We start from the raw sequence: 18182 nt of genomic DNA, 5'->3' as shown, positions 1-18182 counted from the left end.
CGGGGAGGTCAGCCGCATGCGGGCGGCCCGTGCAGGGTACGCCGGCGCGTCCTCAGCTGAAGAGGCGGCGTGCCTGCGCCGAGCCGGCCGAGAGGTCGCGCGCGTCGAGCGTGTCGTACAGCGACTCCAGGTCGGCGCCGATGGCGTCCAGGGTTTCCGAGCCGATCAGATGGCCGCGGTCGTCGGTGAGCACACCGTCCATGGACTGCCCGAGCGCGGCGGCCGCCTCGCGCATGCGCACGAACGGCTGCTCGCTGCGCGGCACCTGGGGCACATCGACGCTGAGGATCAGGTCGCGCAGGGCCGCCTGGGTGGGGTCCTCGGCCAGGGCGGCCTGGGTGTCGAAGGACAGCACCAGCACCGGCTGTCCTCCCGGCTGGCTGGCCGGCAGCACCATGCGCCCGGGGATCGCGCCGGCCACGAAACCGAGGCGTGCGGCATGCTGCTGCACGTAGCCGGGGCTCCAGGCGGCCTGGCGCGCCCGCAAGGTGAGGCTCAGCTGGGCGTCATGGCCGCTGGCGAACTGGTCGAGCTCACGGGCGCGGGCGACCTCGTGACGCATCTCGGGAAAATCGGGCATGCCTCCCACCGCATCGGCAAAGGCCTGCGTCTTCATGACGAATTCGGAATATTCGATCTCGTTGAGCGCGCCGCTGCGGTTGGCAAGTTGCACGCCGGCCTGGAACGCGGTGTAGCGCTGCCCCGGCTGGGGCGGCTCCCATTGGCCGGTGACCTCGTTGAGGCCCTCCACCGCGAACGGCTTGCTGCCCGTGCGGCGGGTGGGCGGCAGCGCCGCCAGTGCGGCTTCGCCCGAGGCGACCGAGTCCAGCCCGATCGGGGCGATCACGTCGATCAGCGCGTCCAGCCCGGGCTTGCGCTCGGGCGCAGGAACGACCCCCACCAGACCGATGGAAGAGTCGCCAAACACCGGATCGACGCGACCGTCCGGGTCGGTCGGGGGCATTGGGGACGCGTCGCCCTCCATGCGCTCCAGCGGCACGGTGTCGTGCTCCGGCTGGCGAGGCGTGTTGCGGCGCGTGGTCCATGCGTTCCAGGCGACCAGCGCGGCCAGGGTCCCGCCCCCCAGCATGGCCAGGCCGATGGTCAGGCTGCTGCTCATAGGTGTCCTCCGATGGCGTTCAGACGGCCTCCGCCATCGAGACGGCGGATTCCATATCAACCGCCACGATGCGCGAGACGCCCTGCTCCTGCATGGTCACGCCGATCAGCTGTTCGGCCATTTCCATGGCGATCTTGTTGTGGCTGATGAACAGGAACTGCGTTCCGCGGCTCATGCTCGACACCAGCTTGGCGTAGCGTTCCGTGTTGGCATCGTCCAGCGGCGCATCGACCTCGTCGAGCAGGCAGAACGGCGCTGGATTGAGCTGGAAGATGGCAAACACCAGCGCAATGGCGGTGAGCGCCTTCTCGCCGCCCGAGAGCAGGTGGATGGTCTGGTTCTTCTTGCCGGGCGGCTGGGCCATGACCTGCACGCCGGCGTCCAGGATCTCGTCGCCCGTCATCACCAGCCTCGCGTTGCCGCCCCCGAACAGCTCGGGGAACATGCGGCTGAAATGCTCGTTGACCACCTGGAAGGTGCCGCCGAGCAGCTCGCGCGTCTCGCCGTCGATCTTGCGGATGGCGTCTTCCAGCGTGGTGATGGCTTCGTTCAAATCGGCCGACTGCGCATCGAGGAACTGCTTGCGCTCGCGCGCAGTGCTGAGCTCCTCCAGGGCCGCCAGGTTCACGGCGCCCAGCGCGGCGATCTCGCGGTGCAGCCGATCGATCTCGCCCTGAAGTCCGGCCAGGCGCACGCCGCCCGCCTGCACCGACTGCGCCACCGCCTCCAGGTCGGCCTGGGCGTCCGCGAGCAGCTGGCTGTATTGCTCCAGCCCCAGCCGCGCCGCCTGCTCCTTGAGTTGCAACTCGGTGATGCGCTGGCGCAGCGGATCGAGCGCGCGCTCGAGCGCGAGGCGGCGCTCGTCGCTCGCGCGCAGCTTGGCAGTGAGGTCGTCGTACTCGCTGCGGCGCGCACCCAGCGCCTGCTCGCGCTCCATCTTGAGCGCCAGGGCGTCCTGCAGCCCGCCCTGCGCCGCCGCGTCGGACAGCCGCGCAAGCTCGTCGTGCGCACGCTGCTCCTCGCCGGCGAGCGATGCGGTCTGCTGGGTCGCGGTGTCGATGGTGCGCTGCAGCTCGGCACGGCGTGCCTCCAGCGCGCGCTGGGAAAACTGCGCCTCTTGCGCCTGCCGCTCCAGGCCGCGCTGCTGCTCGCGCGATTCCGCGAGCCGGCGCTCGGCCTCCATCACGCGTTCGTCCAGCTGCGCGTGCCGCTCCTGGCTGTCGGCCAGCTGCATGTCGAGTTCCTCGAAGCGCGCTTCGGCCGTCACGCGGCGCTCCTGGAGCGACTCCAGCAGCGCATCGATTTCGGAAAGGTCGCCCGCGATCTGGTCGCTGCGGGCGCGGGCCTGCTCGGCGAGCTGCGCCAGCCGCAGGTGCTCGACCTGCAGTTCGTGAACGCGGGCCTGCGCCTCGATGGCTTCGCGCCGCACCGACACCAGCCGCTGCGAGGCGTCCGCGTAGGCCGCCTCGGCGCGCACCAGCGCCGCGCGCGCTTCCTCGGTGATCAGGCCCTGCGCGCGCAGCTCTTTCTCGAGGTTCTCGATCTCCTGCTGTCGCGCAAGCAGTCCGGATTGCTCGGAATCCTGGGCGTAGAAGCTCACGCTGTGGGCGCTGACGGCGTGGCCGTCACGCACGTAGACGACTTCGCCCGGCCGCAGGCCAGCGCGTGCGGCCAGCGCCTCCTCGAAGCTGGCGGCGGTGTAGCAGCCGTGCAGCCAGTCGGCCAGCAGCGCCTTCTGGCCGGCGTCGTTCAGGCGCAGCAGGTCGGACAGCCGCGGCAGCGCGCCGGACGCTTCGGGCGCGGCGGCTGCGGGCGCCGTGTAGAAGGCCAGCCGCGCCGGCGGCGGATCGTTGGCGAAGGCGCGCAGCATCTCCAGGCGCGACACCTCCAGGGACGACAGGCGCTCGCGCAGGGCGGCTTCCAGAGCCTGCTCCCAACCCTGCTCGACGTGGATGCGGCTCCACAGCCCCTGCAGCCCGTCCAGGCCGTGCCTCGCCAGCCAGGGCCGCAGCTTCCCGTCGGTGCGCACCTTCTCCTGGAGCGCCTTGAGCGCTTCCAGGCGCGCCGAGAGGTCGGCCTGGCGCGCGGCCTGGCGGTTGACCTCGGACTGCTGCTGGCGCCGCGCATCGTCGAGCTGCGGCACCTGCTCCTGCAGGTCGTGCAGGCGCGCGTCGGCCGCTTCGCCAGCCTCCCGCAGCGCTTCGAGCTGCTGGGACACGCCGGCGAGCCGCGCCTCGTCGGGCGCGGCCAGTGCATTGCGGTCCGCCACCAGGCGATCGCGGCGGGCGTTGAGCTGGCGCGACTGCTCCTCGATGTTGCGCTGGTCGGCGGCGAGCACCTGGATCTGCTGCTGCACCTGGGAGACGCTCACACGCTGCTCGTTGGCGCGTGCCTGGGCCTGGCGCAGGGCGTCTTCGAGCTCGGGCAGGCGCAGCGACTGCTCTTCGACCTGCGCGGCCAGCAATGCGGCCTGCTCCTCGGCCTCCACGCCCAACCCTGCGAGGTTCTCCAGCTCGGCCGACGCATCGTCGCGCCGTGCGGCCCATTGGCCGGCCTGCTCCTTGAGCTGCACCAGGCGCTGTTCGGCGCGCTGCCGCCCTTCGATCACGAAACGGATCTCGGCCTCCAGCTTGCCGACTTCCGCGCTGGCCTCGTAGAGCTGCCCCTGCGCGCGGTTGACCTGGTCGCCGGCGGCGTAGTGGGCCTGGCGCACGGTTTCGAGTTCGCTCTCGACGTGGCGCAGGTCGGCGGTGCGGGCGTCGAGATCGACCACCGCGCGGTCGGCGTCGGCCTTGATGCGCGCCTGGTCGGCTTCGCTCTCCGCGCGCTTGAGGAACCACAGCTGGTGCTGCTTGAGCGTGGCGTCCGACTGCAGGCCGTGATAGCGCTGCGCGACCTCTGCCTGCTTTTCCAGCTTGTCGAGGTTGGCATTGAGCTCGCGCAGGATGTCTTCGACCCGGGTGAGGTTCTCGCGGGTGTCGGACAGCCGGTTCTCCGTCTCCCGGCGCCGCTCCTTGTACTTGGACACCCCGGCGGCTTCCTCGAGGAACAGGCGCAGTTCCTCGGGCTTGGATTCGATGATCCGGCTGATCGTGCCCTGCCCGATGATGGCGTAGGCGCGCGGGCCGAGACCGGTGCCCAGGAACACGTCCTGCACGTCGCGCCGGCGCACCGGCTGGTTGTTGATGTAGTAGCTGCTGGTGCCGTCGCGCGTGAGCACGCGCTTGACCGCGATCTCGGCGAACTGCGACCACTGCCCGCCCGCACGGTGGTCGGCGTTGTCGAACACCAGCTCGACCGAGGCGCGCGACGCCGGCTTGCGGTGCGTCGTGCCGTTGAAGATCACGTCCTGCATGGATTCGCCGCGCAGTTCGCTGGCCTTGGACTCGCCGAGCACCCAGCGCACGGCGTCCATGATGTTGGACTTGCCGCAGCCGTTGGGGCCCACCACGCCCACCAGCTGGCCGGGCAGCATGAAATTGGTGGGTTCGGCGAAAGACTTGAACCCGGAGAGCTTGATCGAGGTAAGGCGCACGGGACGAAGTGGTCGGGTCGGGGGCGGCGGCGCAGGCAGCAGGCCCGCCAAGGGCGACCGGATGTTACCCGACCGGCTCTGCCGCCCTTCCGGAACCACCCCTGCAACGGCAGGTAACGGCCGCCAGCGCTTGGAGTCAGCTCCATGACTGCCAACTGTTGAGTTGGAGGGAACGGATGGGTCGCAGGGCGCCACACACAGGCGCCTCGGTTCAGAAAGGACTCTCCATGATCGGTCCCGCGCACCACCCCGCCGCCTCGCGAACTCCGCAGCCGTCCAGCACGCCGTTCCTCTCCAGCGCGCATGGGCGCCAGGCGTTCTACCTGAGCCCAAGTGCTCACGGCCAAGTGATGGTCATGAAGCCGTATGCCGCCCCAAGCCGTTGGACGTCCTTCAAGGCCTGGTTCGCGAAGATGCCCGTCGTGGGCCGCTTCGAGTTCGCCCGCGCTGCGCGACATGCGATGCCACTGGCCGGCAAGGAAGTCCTGATCGGGCTGAGCGCCTACCTCAAGGCGCAGCGGATCGAGCCGTCACCCGAGGAGCTTGCGGTGATCGCAGGCGCCTCCAGCGCCGATGCCGTGCGAGCCTGCCGATCCCTTTTCGCCAGGCATCCGCGCACCGTCCCGGCATCGGTCAACGCGCAGCGACAGTTCGAGCGCGCCGCAGCTGACGAGACGCGGCGCAGACGCGAAGCGGTGCAGCGGCGTGCGCTTGAACGTGCGCCGTCCTGGCAGCGGCCACTGCCCGCCTCCGGCGTCGCGCTGCGGGCATCGCTCGCCTCCACCCTGGCGGAGCCGCAGTTCGGGCTGCCCCCGAACGATTCGCGCTTGCAGACGCTGCGCCTGATGCAGACCCACGGCACGTCGCGCGACAAGATCATCGATCGCGCGGCACAGATCTACCAAGGTTGGCAGCCGCAGGCGACCGGACTGCGCCAGCAAGCGCCCGTCATGCGTGCGGCCATTGCCTGCGCGTTGACGGAGGCAATGCAGGCGCGAGATGGCCAGGTCCGCACTGTCGTGCCGACGCAGCAGCCATTCCCCGACCTGCCCGCCGAGCCGGCTGAAAGTGGCCCGTCCGGGCTGCAGCTGCAGCTCCAGCCGGCTCCCGCCTCGACCTTGCGCAGTCGGCGAGCGCAGCTGCACGCCAGCCTGGCAGCCGCCAATGCACAGCGCGCCGCGGCACGGGCCGCAAGCCGCTGACTTCCCATCGAGGTGCCCGGTATGCCCCCACTCCCACCCCGCGCGCCGATGCACGTGCTGCGCCATCCGCCCCGTCCTTCTCTCGTGGGACTCCTGCGGCCAGGCCCCGCGCAAGCGGTCCTCGCGGCCGCACCCCATATCACGGCCGGGCAGCCCGCCAGGGCCGGGTCGGCCCTGCGGCTGCGGATGGCCGGGCCCACCGTGCCGGCTCCCACGTCGCTGCGGGGGCGGCAGATCGTCACCCCTACCGCCGGCGGAGCCCGTCGTGGCTATGTGTCGCGAGCCACGCTGGCGGCTCTGGAGGGCACGCCCGCGGGACGCGCGGGCATCGCGGCGTTCAGATTCCAGGCAACCGCCAACTGCGTGCACGACGCCGGCGTCGCGCACGAACGGGCCCTGCAGCACCTCATCGACGAAGGCGTGCTCACGCGCCCGCCCATTCCGGGCCTGCTGCGGGGCATGCTCCTGCGGGTGGGGCCGGCGGCGAGCCCCGCGCCCCACACCGCAGCGGACTTTGCCGCAGCGGTGGATCGCCGGGGACCCGCACAACTGATCCTGCACGGCATCCTGGCACCGGACCAGGGTGGCGACGTGTACACCGCGCATCACAGCGTGGTGCTGCTCGCGGCGGCGCGCCAGCTCGGGCTGCTGCTGGACGGCAACAACCTCCAGCGCAACCCGGTGATGGACGCGCTGCACGCCTGGCGCGCACCGCGCGGCGACAGCCGTCCGCTGCACCTCCTCGGCCCCGACGACTTCGCCGAATTCGACCGCAGCCCGCAGGCACACCACGCCGGGGTGCGCCTGCACCAGGCCGCGTTCGCGGTGGTCGATCTGGAAGCGCTGGCCTGCGCCCCCTCGAAGTGGCACGCCGCCCGGAAGCCCTCCGCGTACGACTACGACAGCATCGCCCCGCCTCCCCAGCGCTTGGACTTGCTGCTGCAGAACCGATGCGTGCGCGTCCTGCGGCCCATGCTCGGCGAAGCCGCCGAAGCAGCACTGCTGCGTGAGGTGCACCCCGGCGGCGAATCGGAGTTGCCCATGCGCTCTCAGTAGAAGCCCCACGAGAGAGCGCCCCCGAGAGCGCCCCCGCGCGCGCACCGGGAGCGCTGGCGACGGCGGACGCCGGCCGCCCCGATAATTGCGGCCATGAATCCCCTCCTCGCGAAACTGCAGCCCTATCCGTTCGAGCGGCTGCGGAAACTCTTCGCGGGCATCACGCCCAACCCGGAGCTGCGGCCCATCAGCCTGGGCATCGGCGAGCCCAAGCACCCGACCCCACCCTTCATCCAGCAGGCGCTGATGGGCGCCCTGCCCGGCCTGGCCGTGTACCCGGCCACGGCCGGCGAGCCCGCGCTGCGGGCCGCCTGCGCGGGCTGGCTGCAGCGGCGCTATGGCCTGCAGGTGGACGCATCGACCCAGGTGCTTCCGGTGAACGGCTCGCGCGAAGCCCTGTTCGCGTTCGCGCAGACGGTGGTGGACGCCACGCGCGACGCCGTGGTGGTCTGCCCCAATCCGTTCTACCAGATCTACGAAGGCGCGGCCCTGCTGGCCGGCGCCACGCCCTGGTATGCGCCGAGCGATCCGGCACGCAACTTCGCCATCGACTGGGACAGCGTGCCGGCCGAGGTCTGGGCGCGCACGCAGCTGGTGTTCGTCTGCTCGCCCGGCAATCCCACCGGCGCCGTGATGCCGCTGGAGGAATGGCGCAAGCTGTTCGCGCTGTCCGACCGCCACGGCTTCGTGATCGCCTCGGACGAGTGCTACAGCGAAATCTACTTCCGCGACGAGCCGCCGCTGGGGGGCCTTGAGGCGGCCGCGAGACTGGGCCGGGGCTTCGAGCGGCTGGTGGCCTTCACCAGCCTGTCCAAGCGCAGCAACGTGCCGGGCCTGCGCTCCGGCTTCGTCGCCGGTGACGCGGCACTGCTCAAGCAGTTCCTGCTCTATCGCACCTACCACGGCGGCGCCATGAGCCCGGTGGTCCAGGCCGCCAGCATCGCCGCCTGGAGCGACGAGGCCCACGTGAGCGACAACCGCAGCCTGTACCGGCGCAAGTTCGCCGAGGTCACCCCCGTGCTCGCCTCGGTGCTCGACCTGCGCCTGCCCGACGCGAGCTTCTACCTCTGGGCCGCGGTGCCCGGCGGCGACGACGAGGCCTTCGCCCGTGACCTGTTCGCTCAATACAATGTGACGGTGTTGCCCGGCAGCTACCTCGCGCGCGAGAGTGCCGGCACCAATCCAGGCTGGGGCCGCATCCGCATGGCCCTGGTCGCCGACACCGCCGAGTGCGCCGAAGCCGCGCAACGCATCGTCCAGTTCGTCCAATCCCGATCCAAGCCATGACCCAGCAGCTCCAGCAGACCATCGACAACGCGTGGGAGAACCGCGCAGCCCTCTCGCCCAAGTCGCACCCCGCCGAGGTCGCCGAAGCCGTCGAGCACGTCATCTCCCAGTTGAACAAGGGCGAGCTGCGCGTCGCGACGCGCGAAGGCGTGGGCCGCTGGACAGTCCACCAGTGGATCAAGAAAGCCGTGCTGCTTTCGTTCCGCCTGGCCGACAACGAGATCATGAAGGCCGGCGACCTCGGCTTCTACGACAAGGTGCAGACCAAGTTCGCCCACCTGTCGGCCGAGGAAATGGCCGCTACCGGCGTGCGCGTGGTGCCACCCGCCGTGGCCCGCCGTGGCAGCTTCATCGCGCGCGGCGCCATCCTCATGCCCAGCTACGTCAACATCGGCGCTTACGTCGATGAGGGCACGATGGTCGATACCTGGGCCACCGTCGGCTCCTGCGCCCAGGTGGGCAAGAACGTGCACCTCTCCGGCGGCGTCGGCCTCGGCGGCGTGCTGGAGCCGCTGCAGGCCAACCCGACCATCATCGAGGACAACTGCTTCATCGGCGCGCGCTCCGAGATCGTCGAAGGTGTGATCGTCGAGGAGAACTCGGTGATCTCCATGGGCGTGTACATCGGCCAGAGCACGCCCATCTACGACCGCGCCACCGGCGAGGTGAGCTACGGCCGGGTGCCGGCGGGCTCGGTGGTGATCTCCGGCAGCCTGCCCAAGGACGGCGGAAAGTACAGCCTGTACGCTGCGATCGTCGTCAAGCGGGTCGATGCGCAGACGCGCGCCAAGACCAGCCTGAACGACCTGCTGCGCGACTGAGCGGTCGGCGTCACGCACCACAGGCACGCACAGGCACGCGCGACAGGACACCAGGGCACGAAGGGCACGGCATGAGCACCATGGAACGCATCCTCCGCCTGATGGCCGAAAAGAAGGCTTCCGACGCCTACCTGTCGGCGCACGCCCCGGCGCAGGTGCGCATCAACGGCCAGTGCGTGCCGATCAATGCGCAGCCCCTTCCACCCGACGCGCCCCGCGCGCTGCTCGCCGAGGTGCTGGCGCCCGAGCGCATGGCCGAACTCGATCGCACCGGGGAGCTGAACCTCGGCCACACCATCGAGGGCGTCGGCAGCTTCCGCGTCTCGGCCATGCGCCAGCGCGGCACCGTCGCCGTCGTCATCCGCCACATCCCGCCCGACATCCCGCCGCTGGACAGCCTCAACCTGCCCATGGTGCTGGGCGAACTGGTCATGGAAAAGCGCGGCCTGCTCCTGATGGTGGGCTCCACGGGTGCCGGCAAGAGCACCACCCTGGCTTCCATGCTCGACTGGCGCAACGAGCGCGCCACCGGCCACATCCTCACCATCGAGGAGCCGGTCGAATACGTGTTTCGCAACAAGCGCTGCGTGGTCAACCAGCGCGAGGTCGGAACCGACACCGAGTCGCTGCAGGTGGCGCTCAAGAACGCGTTGCGCCAGGCGCCCGACGTCATCCTGATCGGCGAGATCCGCGACCGCGAAACCATGTCGGCCGCCATTGCCTACGCCCAGACCGGCCACCTGTGCCTGGCCACCATGCACGCGAACAACAGCTACCAGGCGTTGAATCGCATCCTGTCGTTCTATCCCGTGGAGGTGCGGCCCACGATGCTCGGCGACCTGGCCGCAGCCCTTCGCGCCATCGTGTCGCAGCGCCTGCTGCGCACCGTGCACGGCAGCCGCACGCCCGCGGTCGAGGTGATGCTGAACACGCAGCTCGTGTCCGAGCTCATCGAGAAAGGCGCCTTCTCCGACGTGCGCGAGGCGATGGACAAGGCCATGGCCGAAGGGTCGCAAACCTTCGAGCAGGACATCGCGCGCCTGGTCACCGACGGCATCGTCGATCGCAAGGAAGGCATGGCGCACGCCGATTCGCCCAACAACCTGCTGTGGCGGCTGGAGAACACGTTCGCGACGCGCCCCGAGGCCGCCCCGACGCATGACGACGACGACGAGCCGTCCTTCACCGACATCACCTTCGACGTGAAGCACTGACGCCCGCTGAACGCACCGGCCGCACGCGCCTGAAGCCAACCTCCTTTTTCCGCCGCGCCCCGCCGGCCGCGGCACCCTCGCCATGAACAAGACCGTACACCTCGCCGAGCAGCTGATGTCGCGCCGCTCGGTCACCCCCGACGACGCCGGCTGCCAGCCGATCCTCGCTGCCCGCCTGGCGCCGCTGGGCTTCGCCTGCGAATCCCTGGACAGCGGCCCCGACGACTTCCGCGTCTCCAACCTCTGGGCGCGGCGGGCGGGTCGGGGCGCACGCACGATCGTGTTCGCCGGCCACACCGACGTCGTGCCCACGGGGCCGCTGGAGCAGTGGCACAGCAACCCCTTCGTTCCGACGCACCGCGATGGCCGCCTCTATGGCCGCGGCGCCGCCGACATGAAGACCTCGATCGCGGCGTTCACGGTGGCCGTGGAGGAGTTCCTCACGGCCACCCCCGAGCCGGTCCTGTCGATCGCGATGCTGATCACCAGCGACGAGGAAGGCCCGAGCATCGACGGCACCGTGGTCGTCTGCGAGCGCCTGCGCGAGCGCGGCGAGCGTCTCGACTGGTGCATCGTCGGCGAGCCGACCTCGGTCGAGCGCCTGGGCGACATGATCAAGAACGGCCGCCGCGGCAGCCTCACGGGCAAGCTCGTGGTCGAGGGCGTCCAGGGCCACATCGCCTATCCGCAGCTCGCGCGCAATCCCATCCACCAGGCGCTGCCGGCCCTGGCCGAACTGGCGCAGACGCGCTGGGACGAGGGCAACGAGTTCTTTCCGCCCACCAGCTTCCAGGTCAGCAACATCCACGGCGGCACCGGGGCCGGCAATGTGATTCCGGGCGAGGTGGTGATCGACTTCAACTTCCGCTTCTCCAGCGAGTGCACCGCCGAGGGGCTGCAGCAGCGGGTGGACGAGGTGCTGCGCCGTCACGGCCTCAGCTTCCGCCTGGCCTGGACCGTCGGCGGGCAGCCCTTCCTCACGCGGCCGGGCGAGCTGGTCAATGCCATCCGGCAGGCAATCCGCGAGGAGACGGGCATCGACACGGCCCTGTCCACCACGGGTGGCACCAGCGACGGTCGCTTCATCTCGCGCATCTGCCCGCAGGTGATCGAGTTCGGTCCGGTGAACGCCAGCATCCACAAGATCGACGAGCACGTGGAGGTCGCCGACGTCGAGCCTCTGAAGAACATCTACCGCGCAACGCTCGAGCGTCTCGAGGCGCAGGAGCGGCAACGCGCATGACCGTCATCGAGCTGATCGAGGCCAGCGCACAGCGTCTGGCCGACGCGGGCGTGGCGTTCGGCCACGGCACGACCAACGCCTTCGACGAGGCCGCCTGGCTGGTGCTGTGGCGCCTGGGCCTGCCGCTGGACGACCTCGACGCTGCGGCGCAGCGGCCGGTCGATGCGGCGCAGGCGGCTGCCGTCGCCGCCCTGGTGACCGAGCGCATCGCCAGCCGCAAACCTAGCGCCTACCTCACCGGCGAGGCCTGGCTGCAAGGCGTGCCGTTCCACGTCGATGAACGCACGATCGTTCCGCGCTCCTTCATCGCCGAGCTGATCGCCGACGCGAGCATCGACCCCTGGCTGGGCGCGCACACCCGGCGCGTGCTCGACCTGTGCACCGGCAACGGCAGTCTGGCGGTGCTCGCGGCCATGGCGTGGCCGGAAGTCGCGGTCGATGGCGCCGACCTGTCGCCCGATGCGCTGGCTGTCGCCCGCATGAACGTCGAGCGCCATGGCCTGGCCCAGCGCGTGCGCCTGCTGCAGTCCGACGCGCTGGAGGCCGTCGATGGGCCGTACGACCTGATCCTGTGCAACCCGCCCTACGTGAACGCCCACAGCATGGCCGCTCTCGCTCCGGAATACCGGGCCGAGCCGGAGCTGGCGCTGGCTGGCGGCGCCGACGGGATGGACTTCGTTCGCCGGCTGCTGCAGGCCGCCCCGCAGCACCTGGCCGAACGGGGTGTGCTGGTGCTCGAAATCGGCAACGAGCGCGCGCACTTCGAAGCCGCCTTTGCGCGCCTGGAAGCGGTGTGGCTGGAAACCAGCGCCGGAAGCGACCAGGTGCTGCTGCTCACCCGGGAGGCGCTCGCCCCATGATCACGCTACGCGACGTCACCATTCGACGCGGCACCAAGGTGCTGCTGGACAAGGTCTCCGTGACCCTCAACCCCGGCGAGAAGGTCGGGCTGGTCGGGCGCAACGGCGCCGGCAAATCCACCCTGTTCGCCCTCTTTAACGGCAGCCTGCACGAGGACGGCGGCGACTTCTCGCGGCCTGCCCACTGGCAGATGGCCCAGGTGGCCCAGCACATGCCGGAGACCGACGAGTCCGCAACCGACTTCGTGCTGGCGGGCGACACCCGCCTCATGGCGCTGCGCGACGCTCTGGGGCGGGCCGAGGCGGCGCTCGAAGCCGACCCCGAAGACGCCGAGGCCGGCATGGCCATCGCGCATGCGCACGGCGACCTGCACGACGCCGGCGAGCACGATGCGGTGCCCCGCGCGCAGGCGCTGATCCTGGGCCTGGGCTTCAAGACGGGCGAGCTCGACCACCCGGTCAACAGCTTCTCGGGCGGCTGGCGCATGCGCCTGCAGCTCGCCCGGGCGCTCATGAGCCCGTCCGACCTGCTGCTGCTGGACGAACCCACCAACCACCTCGACCTCGACGCGCTGGTGTGGCTGGAGGCGTGGCTGCAGCGTTATGCGGGCACCCTGGTCGTCATCAGCCACGACCGCGAGTTCCTCGACGCGGTGACCAACGTCACCCTGCACATCGACAAGCAGAAGCTCGTGCGCTACGGCGGCAACTACAGCGCTTTCGAGAACATGCGTGCGGAGCAGCTCGAGCAGCAGCAGGCGGCTTTTTCCAAGCAGCAGGACAAGATCGCGCACCTGCAGAAGTTCATCGACCGCTTCAAGGCCAAGGCGAGCAAGGCCAAGCAGGCGCAAAGCCGCGTCAAGGCCCTCGAGCGCATGGAGAAGATCGCGCCGGTGCTGGCCGACGCCGAGTTCAGCTTCGAATTCAAGGAGCCGGCCAACCTGCCCAACCCGATGCTGGCGATCAGCGACGCCGCATTCGGCTACCCGCGCGAGGACGCGCCGCCTACGGTCATCCTGCGCGGCGTCAACCGCTCGGTGCTGGCGGGCCAGCGCATCGGCATCCTGGGCGCCAACGGCCAGGGCAAATCGACCCTCGTCAAGACCATCGCACACGACCTGTCCCTCGTGTCGGGCACCGTCACGGAGGGCAAGGGGCTGCACATCGGCTACTTCGCGCAGCAGGAGCTGGACGTGCTGCACCCCGAGAGCAACGCGCTGGAGCACATGATCCGCCTGGCGCGCGATGCCGGCCCCCAGGCGCGCGAGCAGGAACTGCGCAACTTCCTGGGCACCTTCAACTTCTCCGGCGACATGGTGGCGCAGTCCGTGGGCACCATGAGCGGCGGCGAGAAGGCGCGGCTGGTGCTGGCCATGATGGTCTGGCAGCGCCCCAACCTGCTGCTGCTGGACGAGCCCACCAACCACCTGGACCTCGCCACGCGCGAGGCGCTGTCGGTGGCGCTGAACGAGTTCGAGGGCACGGTGATGCTGGTGAGCCACGACCGCGCGTTGCTTCGGGCCGTGTGCGACGAGTTCTGGCTGGTCGGCCGCGGAGAGGTCAAGCCTTTCGACGGCGACCTCGACGACTACCAGCAGTACCTGCTGGAGGAGGCCCGGCGCCTGCGCGAGCAGGCTCGAGCCACGAGCCAGGCGGCTGCACAGGCGCAGCAGTCCGCATCCGCCGCAGCAGCCACCGCCCCACCAGTTGCACCCACAGCCACCCCGGCCACCAACCCCGGCAGCGCCGCTGCCGCTCGCGCTCAGGGAGCCCCTGCGGCGGTCGATGCGGGCACGCAGCGCCGGCTGGACGCGCAGGCGCGCCAGCAGCTCTCGGCCCGGCTGCGCCCGCTGCGCCGCGAACTCGAGCAGGTGGATGCGCGCATGGCGCAGTTGCAGGCCGACAAGGACGCCATCGAGGCACAGCTCGGCGGCCCAGGAACGCCTCCGGCGGCGATTGCCGAGGCGGGGCGGCGCCTCAAGGCCATCGGCGACGAACTGCAGGCGCTCGAAGAGCGCTGGCTGGAGCTCTCCGGCGACATCGAGACCATCGAAGCGGCGGCGTAATTCCTTGCGCCGCACGGCGCTCGCCCCCACCATGCAGCACATGCTCGTCCTCCGCCGCCCCGCCCCCGACGATCCTGCCGAGCTTGCCGCCGACAACCCGATCCTGCTGGCGCGGGTGCGCGCCGCGCGCCGCCTGCTGAACCGGCGTGCGCTGATGGGAGCCGCGGCCGGCGCCGTGCCGGTCCCAGGGCTCGACTGGATGGTCGATGCCGCCCTGCTCTCGCGCCTGCTGCCGGCCATCAACGCGCAGTTCGGCCTCACGCCGGCACAGCTCGACCAGCTCCCCGTTCACAAGCGCGAGCAGGTGCAGAAAGCGGTGGGCGTGGTCGGCTCCATGCTGATCGGGAAGTTCATCACGCGCGACCTGGTGATCCGCGCCATGCAGACCATCGGCTTGCGCATGAGTGCGCGGCAGGCCGCCAAGTACGTCCCGTTTGCCGGACAGGCCGCCTCGGCACTGATCGGCTACGCCGCCATCCGCTATCTGGGCGAGGAGCACATCCGGGACTGCGTGCGCGTGGTGCAGTCGGCCCAGCTGGCGCTGCCGGCACCGGGCACTGCGCCGCGCGACTGAAACAGGCGCGCGCGGCCGTGTCGCAGGCGGCTGCGCATGCGCGTTGCATGCAATGGTCTCGTGGCCAGGTGAATTCGGCGCATCGTGTGGCCTGCATCGTCTTGCGTGCATCGCCTCGTGCCCTCGCGTCGCTGCGTGCCGCCATGGCGAAAGAGGTGGTTCACAATGTGCGCGTTTCGCGGGGCCGGGCGCGCGTTCCGTCGGGCGAGCCGGCGCTTTGCGCCCACCGCCGTGTGCGGACTGCCCGGGCACATCCGCGTCAACGACCGTGGACCGCGCCTGGCCAACTTGATCGCCCACTCCAACTGCCCACTTCGACAGCCCACTTCGACAGCCCCTCCCGATGACCGCTTCACCACCCTCCCCTCCGTCTCGATCCGGCGGCCGCATCCTGGTCGATGCGCTGCGCCTGCACGGCGTCGATCGCGTGTTCTGCGTACCCGGCGAGAGCTACCTCGAGGTGCTGGATGCGCTGCACGACCACCCTGAGGTGCGCATCGTGGTGACCAAGCACGAAGGCGCCGCCGCGAACATGGCCGAGGCCGAGGGCAAGCTCACCGGGCGCCCGGGCATCTGTTTCGTCACCCGCGGGCCGGGTGCCACCCACGCGAGCATCGGCGTGCACATCGCCGCCCAGGACTCGACCCCCATGATCTTGTTCGTGGGGCAGATCGCCACCGAACACCGCGGCCGCGAAGCCTTCCAGGAAATGGACTACGGCGCGGTGTTCGGCACCGTGGCGAAATGGGTCGCCGAGATCGACGATCCGGCGCGCATCCCCGAGTTCGTGGCGCGGGCCTTCCACTGCGCCACCTCGGACCGCCCGGGGCCGGTGGTGCTGGCGCTGCCGGAAGACGTGCTGGGAGCCGTCTGCGCCGTGGCCGACGCGCATGCCACGAAGCCGGTACAGGCCGCACCGTCGGCCGCCGATGCGCAGGCGATCGCCGACCTGCTGGCCGCCGCCCGCCAGCCGCTGGTCATCGTCGGCGGGCCGAACTGGAGCGAGCAGGCGCGCCGCGATCTCGCCGATTTCGCGACCGCCTGGCAGCTGCCTGTGGCCGCGTCGTTCCGACGGCAGGATGTGCTGGACAACCGCTGCGACGCCTATGTTGGCCACCTGAGCCTGGGCATCAACCCGCGCCTGGCCGAACGCGTGCGCAACGCCGACCTGCTGCTCGCGGTGGGCACGCGGCTGGGCGACATCTCGACCGACGGCTACACGCTGCTGACCCCGCCCTGCCCGGCCCAGAAGCTGGTGCACCTGCATGCGGACGCCGGAGAACTCGGCCGCGTCTTTCAGCCCGCGCTCGCCGTGCAGGCCGCGGCAGCGCCGGCGGCTGCGATGCTCAAGGCCTTGCGCCCGCCTGCCGCGCTGCCGTGGCGGGACTGGGCGCGCGGCGCGCGCGCCGACCACCTCGCGTTCTCGGAACCGCTGCCACCCCACCCGCAGCACCAGGGCGTCGAGATGGGCCAGGTCGTCGCCCACCTCGACCGCACCTTGCCGGACGATGCCATCCTCACCAACGGCGCGGGCAACTACACCGTCTGGCTCCACCGCTTCTACCGGTACCGCCAGGGACGCACGCAGCTCGCGCCCACCTGCGGCGCGATGGGCTACGGCCTGCCCGCGGCGCTGGCGGCCAAGCTGCGCCACCCGCAGCGCACCGTGGTCTGCTTCGCCGGCGACGGCTGCTTCCTCATGTATCCGCAGGAGCTCGTGACCGCGATGGAGTACGGCATCTCGGTGATCGTGCTGGTCATCGACAACGGCATGTACGGAACGATCCGCATGCACCAGGAAAAGCGCTTTCCCGGACGCGTCAGCGGCACCGCGCTGCGCGGCCCCGACTTCGTGGCGCTGGCCCGTGCATGCGGCGCGCATGCCGAGCGGGTGGAACGCACCGAGGATTTCGCGGACGCGTTTGCGCGGGCCCAGGCCGCCGCAAGGCCGGCGCTGCTGCACCTGCGCACCGATCCGCGCCAGATCACACCCGCGCTGCGCCTGGTCGAGGTCGAGGCCGAGGCCGAGGCAGCGCAATGACGCCGCACCTCATCCCCACTGCGGCGCTGCACGACTGGGTGGTCGCGCTCTGGCTCGCCGCCGGCTCCGACGGGCGTGAAGCCCGCCTCACCGCCGACCATCTGGTCGCGGCCAACCTGGCCGGACACGACTCTCACGGGGTCGGCATGATCCCGCGCTACGTCGATTCGTGGCTCGCCGACGAACTGCAGCTGAATCAGCAGCCACGCGTGGTGCATGACCACGGCAGCATGCTTACGCTGGACGCGCAGCGCGGCATGGGACAGGCTGTCACGCAGGCCGCCATGGCCCTGGCCATCGAGCGCGCCCGCGCGCAGGGCGTGTGCGTCATGGGCCTGCGCAACACGCACCACCTCGGCCGCGTCGGCCATTGGGCGGAACAGGCCGTCGCCGCCGGGCTGGTTTCGGTGCACTTCGTCAACGTGGTGAGCAAGCCGGTGGTGGCGCCGCACGGCGGCACCCAGGCGCGCTTCGTCACCAACCCGTTCACGGTCGGTATTCCGGTGCCGGGGCGCGAGCCTGTGGTGCTGGACTTCGCCACCAGCGCCCTTGCGCTGGGCAAGGTGCGCGTGGCGCACAACAAGGGCGTGCAGGTGCCTGCGAACGCGCTGCTGGACCACAGTGGCGCGCCGACCACCGACCCCTCGGCGATGTTCCCGCCGGCCGGCACGCCGCCCGGCGCGCTGCTGCCTTTCGCGGGCCACAAGGGCTACGCGCTCGCGATGGTCTGCGAAATCCTGGGCGCCGCGATGATCGGCGGCGACACGCCGCGTCCGCTGCACACGCAGATGAAGTACGCGGTGTGGAACAACATGCTGGCCATCGTGTTCGACCCGGCTCGCATGGGCGCGATGGACGCGTTCGGCACCGAGTTCGCGGCGTTCGCCGAATGGGTGCAGTCGGCGCCGCCCCGGGCAGGCAGCGAGGGCGTGCTCATGCCGGGCGACCCTGAGCGCCGCACGCGCCGCGAGCGCGCCGACGCGGTGCCGATCGACGGCGCCACGCTGGCGCAGATGGATGCCGCCGCACGGGCGGTGGGCCACGCACGCGGCACCGACACGCCGGGGCCGCTGTCGGCGCTCGCGCGGGCTTCGGGCTGATCCCTCGCCGCGGGGTCCGGCCGCCCCGGGGCGAGCCGACGCGGCGCACGTACCGTGCTCGCC

The 18182-nt window shown here is 70.7% G+C and carries 13 protein-coding genes; 11 read left to right on the top strand and 2 right to left on the bottom strand.

Going from position 1 to position 18182, the window contains the following annotated elements:
- Positions 1 to 52: 52 nt before the first annotated feature.
- On the bottom strand, positions 53 to 1120 hold the full coding sequence (locus WG922_RS08345) for a cell division protein FtsZ (protein WP_340282000.1): 1068 nt from the start codon (positions 1118 to 1120) through the stop codon (positions 53 to 55).
- A 19-nt stretch (positions 1121 to 1139) separates the two neighbouring features.
- On the bottom strand, positions 1140 to 4655 hold the full coding sequence (gene smc, locus WG922_RS08340; protein ID WP_340281999.1) for a chromosome segregation protein SMC: 3516 nt from the start codon (positions 4653 to 4655) through the stop codon (positions 1140 to 1142).
- 227 nt (positions 4656 to 4882) lie between these two features.
- On the opposite strand from smc, the gene WG922_RS08335 reads away from it, so the two are divergent.
- The 11 genes from WG922_RS08335 (at position 4883) to WG922_RS08285 (ending at position 18119) form a co-directional block, all read left to right on the top strand.
- Complete coding sequence (locus tag WG922_RS08335; RefSeq protein ID WP_340281998.1) at positions 4883 to 5857, top strand: hypothetical protein; 975 nt, start codon at positions 4883 to 4885, stop codon at positions 5855 to 5857.
- Between the two features lie 21 nt (positions 5858 to 5878).
- Complete coding sequence (locus WG922_RS08330; RefSeq protein WP_340281997.1) at positions 5879 to 6913, top strand: hypothetical protein; 1035 nt, start codon at positions 5879 to 5881, stop codon at positions 6911 to 6913.
- Between the two features lie 93 nt (positions 6914 to 7006).
- Positions 7007 to 8200 (top strand): succinyldiaminopimelate transaminase, encoded by a 1194-nt coding sequence (gene dapC, locus WG922_RS08325; protein ID WP_340281996.1) that lies wholly within the window; start codon positions 7007 to 7009, stop codon positions 8198 to 8200.
- Positions 8197 to 9021 (top strand): 2,3,4,5-tetrahydropyridine-2,6-dicarboxylate N-succinyltransferase, encoded by an 825-nt coding sequence (gene dapD, locus WG922_RS08320; protein WP_340281995.1) that lies wholly within the window; start codon positions 8197 to 8199, stop codon positions 9019 to 9021. Before dapC ends, dapD begins: the two co-directional genes overlap by 4 nt.
- A 71-nt stretch (positions 9022 to 9092) precedes the next feature.
- Positions 9093 to 10235 carry a PilT/PilU family type 4a pilus ATPase gene (locus WG922_RS08315; RefSeq protein WP_340281994.1) on the top strand — a complete coding sequence of 381 codons (1143 nt, stop codon included), beginning with the start codon at positions 9093 to 9095 and terminating at the stop codon, positions 10233 to 10235.
- Positions 10236 to 10317: 82 nt separating this feature from the next.
- Positions 10318 to 11478 (top strand): succinyl-diaminopimelate desuccinylase, encoded by a 1161-nt coding sequence (dapE, locus tag WG922_RS08310; protein WP_340281993.1) that lies wholly within the window; start codon positions 10318 to 10320, stop codon positions 11476 to 11478.
- Complete coding sequence (gene prmB, locus WG922_RS08305; protein ID WP_340281992.1) at positions 11475 to 12338, top strand: 50S ribosomal protein L3 N(5)-glutamine methyltransferase; 864 nt, start codon at positions 11475 to 11477, stop codon at positions 12336 to 12338. Before dapE ends, prmB begins: the two co-directional genes overlap by 4 nt.
- Entirely contained in the window at positions 12335 to 14404 is a 2070-nt protein-coding gene (locus WG922_RS08300) for an ABC-F family ATP-binding cassette domain-containing protein (protein ID WP_340281990.1), read from the top strand. The genes prmB and WG922_RS08300 overlap by 4 nt, the downstream gene beginning before the upstream one ends.
- 40 nt (positions 14405 to 14444) lie before the next feature.
- Positions 14445 to 14978, top strand: coding sequence for a hypothetical protein (locus WG922_RS08295; RefSeq protein WP_340281989.1), 534 nt, complete (start codon positions 14445 to 14447; stop codon positions 14976 to 14978).
- A 343-nt stretch (positions 14979 to 15321) separates the two neighbouring features.
- Positions 15322 to 17019, top strand: a complete 1698-nt coding sequence (locus WG922_RS08290; protein WP_340281988.1) for a thiamine pyrophosphate-binding protein — start codon at positions 15322 to 15324, stop codon at positions 17017 to 17019.
- Positions 17016 to 18119, top strand: coding sequence for a malate/lactate/ureidoglycolate dehydrogenase (locus WG922_RS08285; protein ID WP_340281987.1), 1104 nt, complete (start codon positions 17016 to 17018; stop codon positions 18117 to 18119). Before WG922_RS08290 ends, WG922_RS08285 begins: the two co-directional genes overlap by 4 nt.
- Positions 18120 to 18182 lie beyond the last annotated feature (63 nt).

It is taken from the genome of Ramlibacter sp. AN1015, assembly GCF_037726105.1.
Taxonomy (GTDB): Bacteria; Pseudomonadota; Gammaproteobacteria; order Burkholderiales; family Burkholderiaceae_C; genus Ramlibacter.
This window is presented reverse-complemented; position numbering and strand designations above follow the sequence as displayed.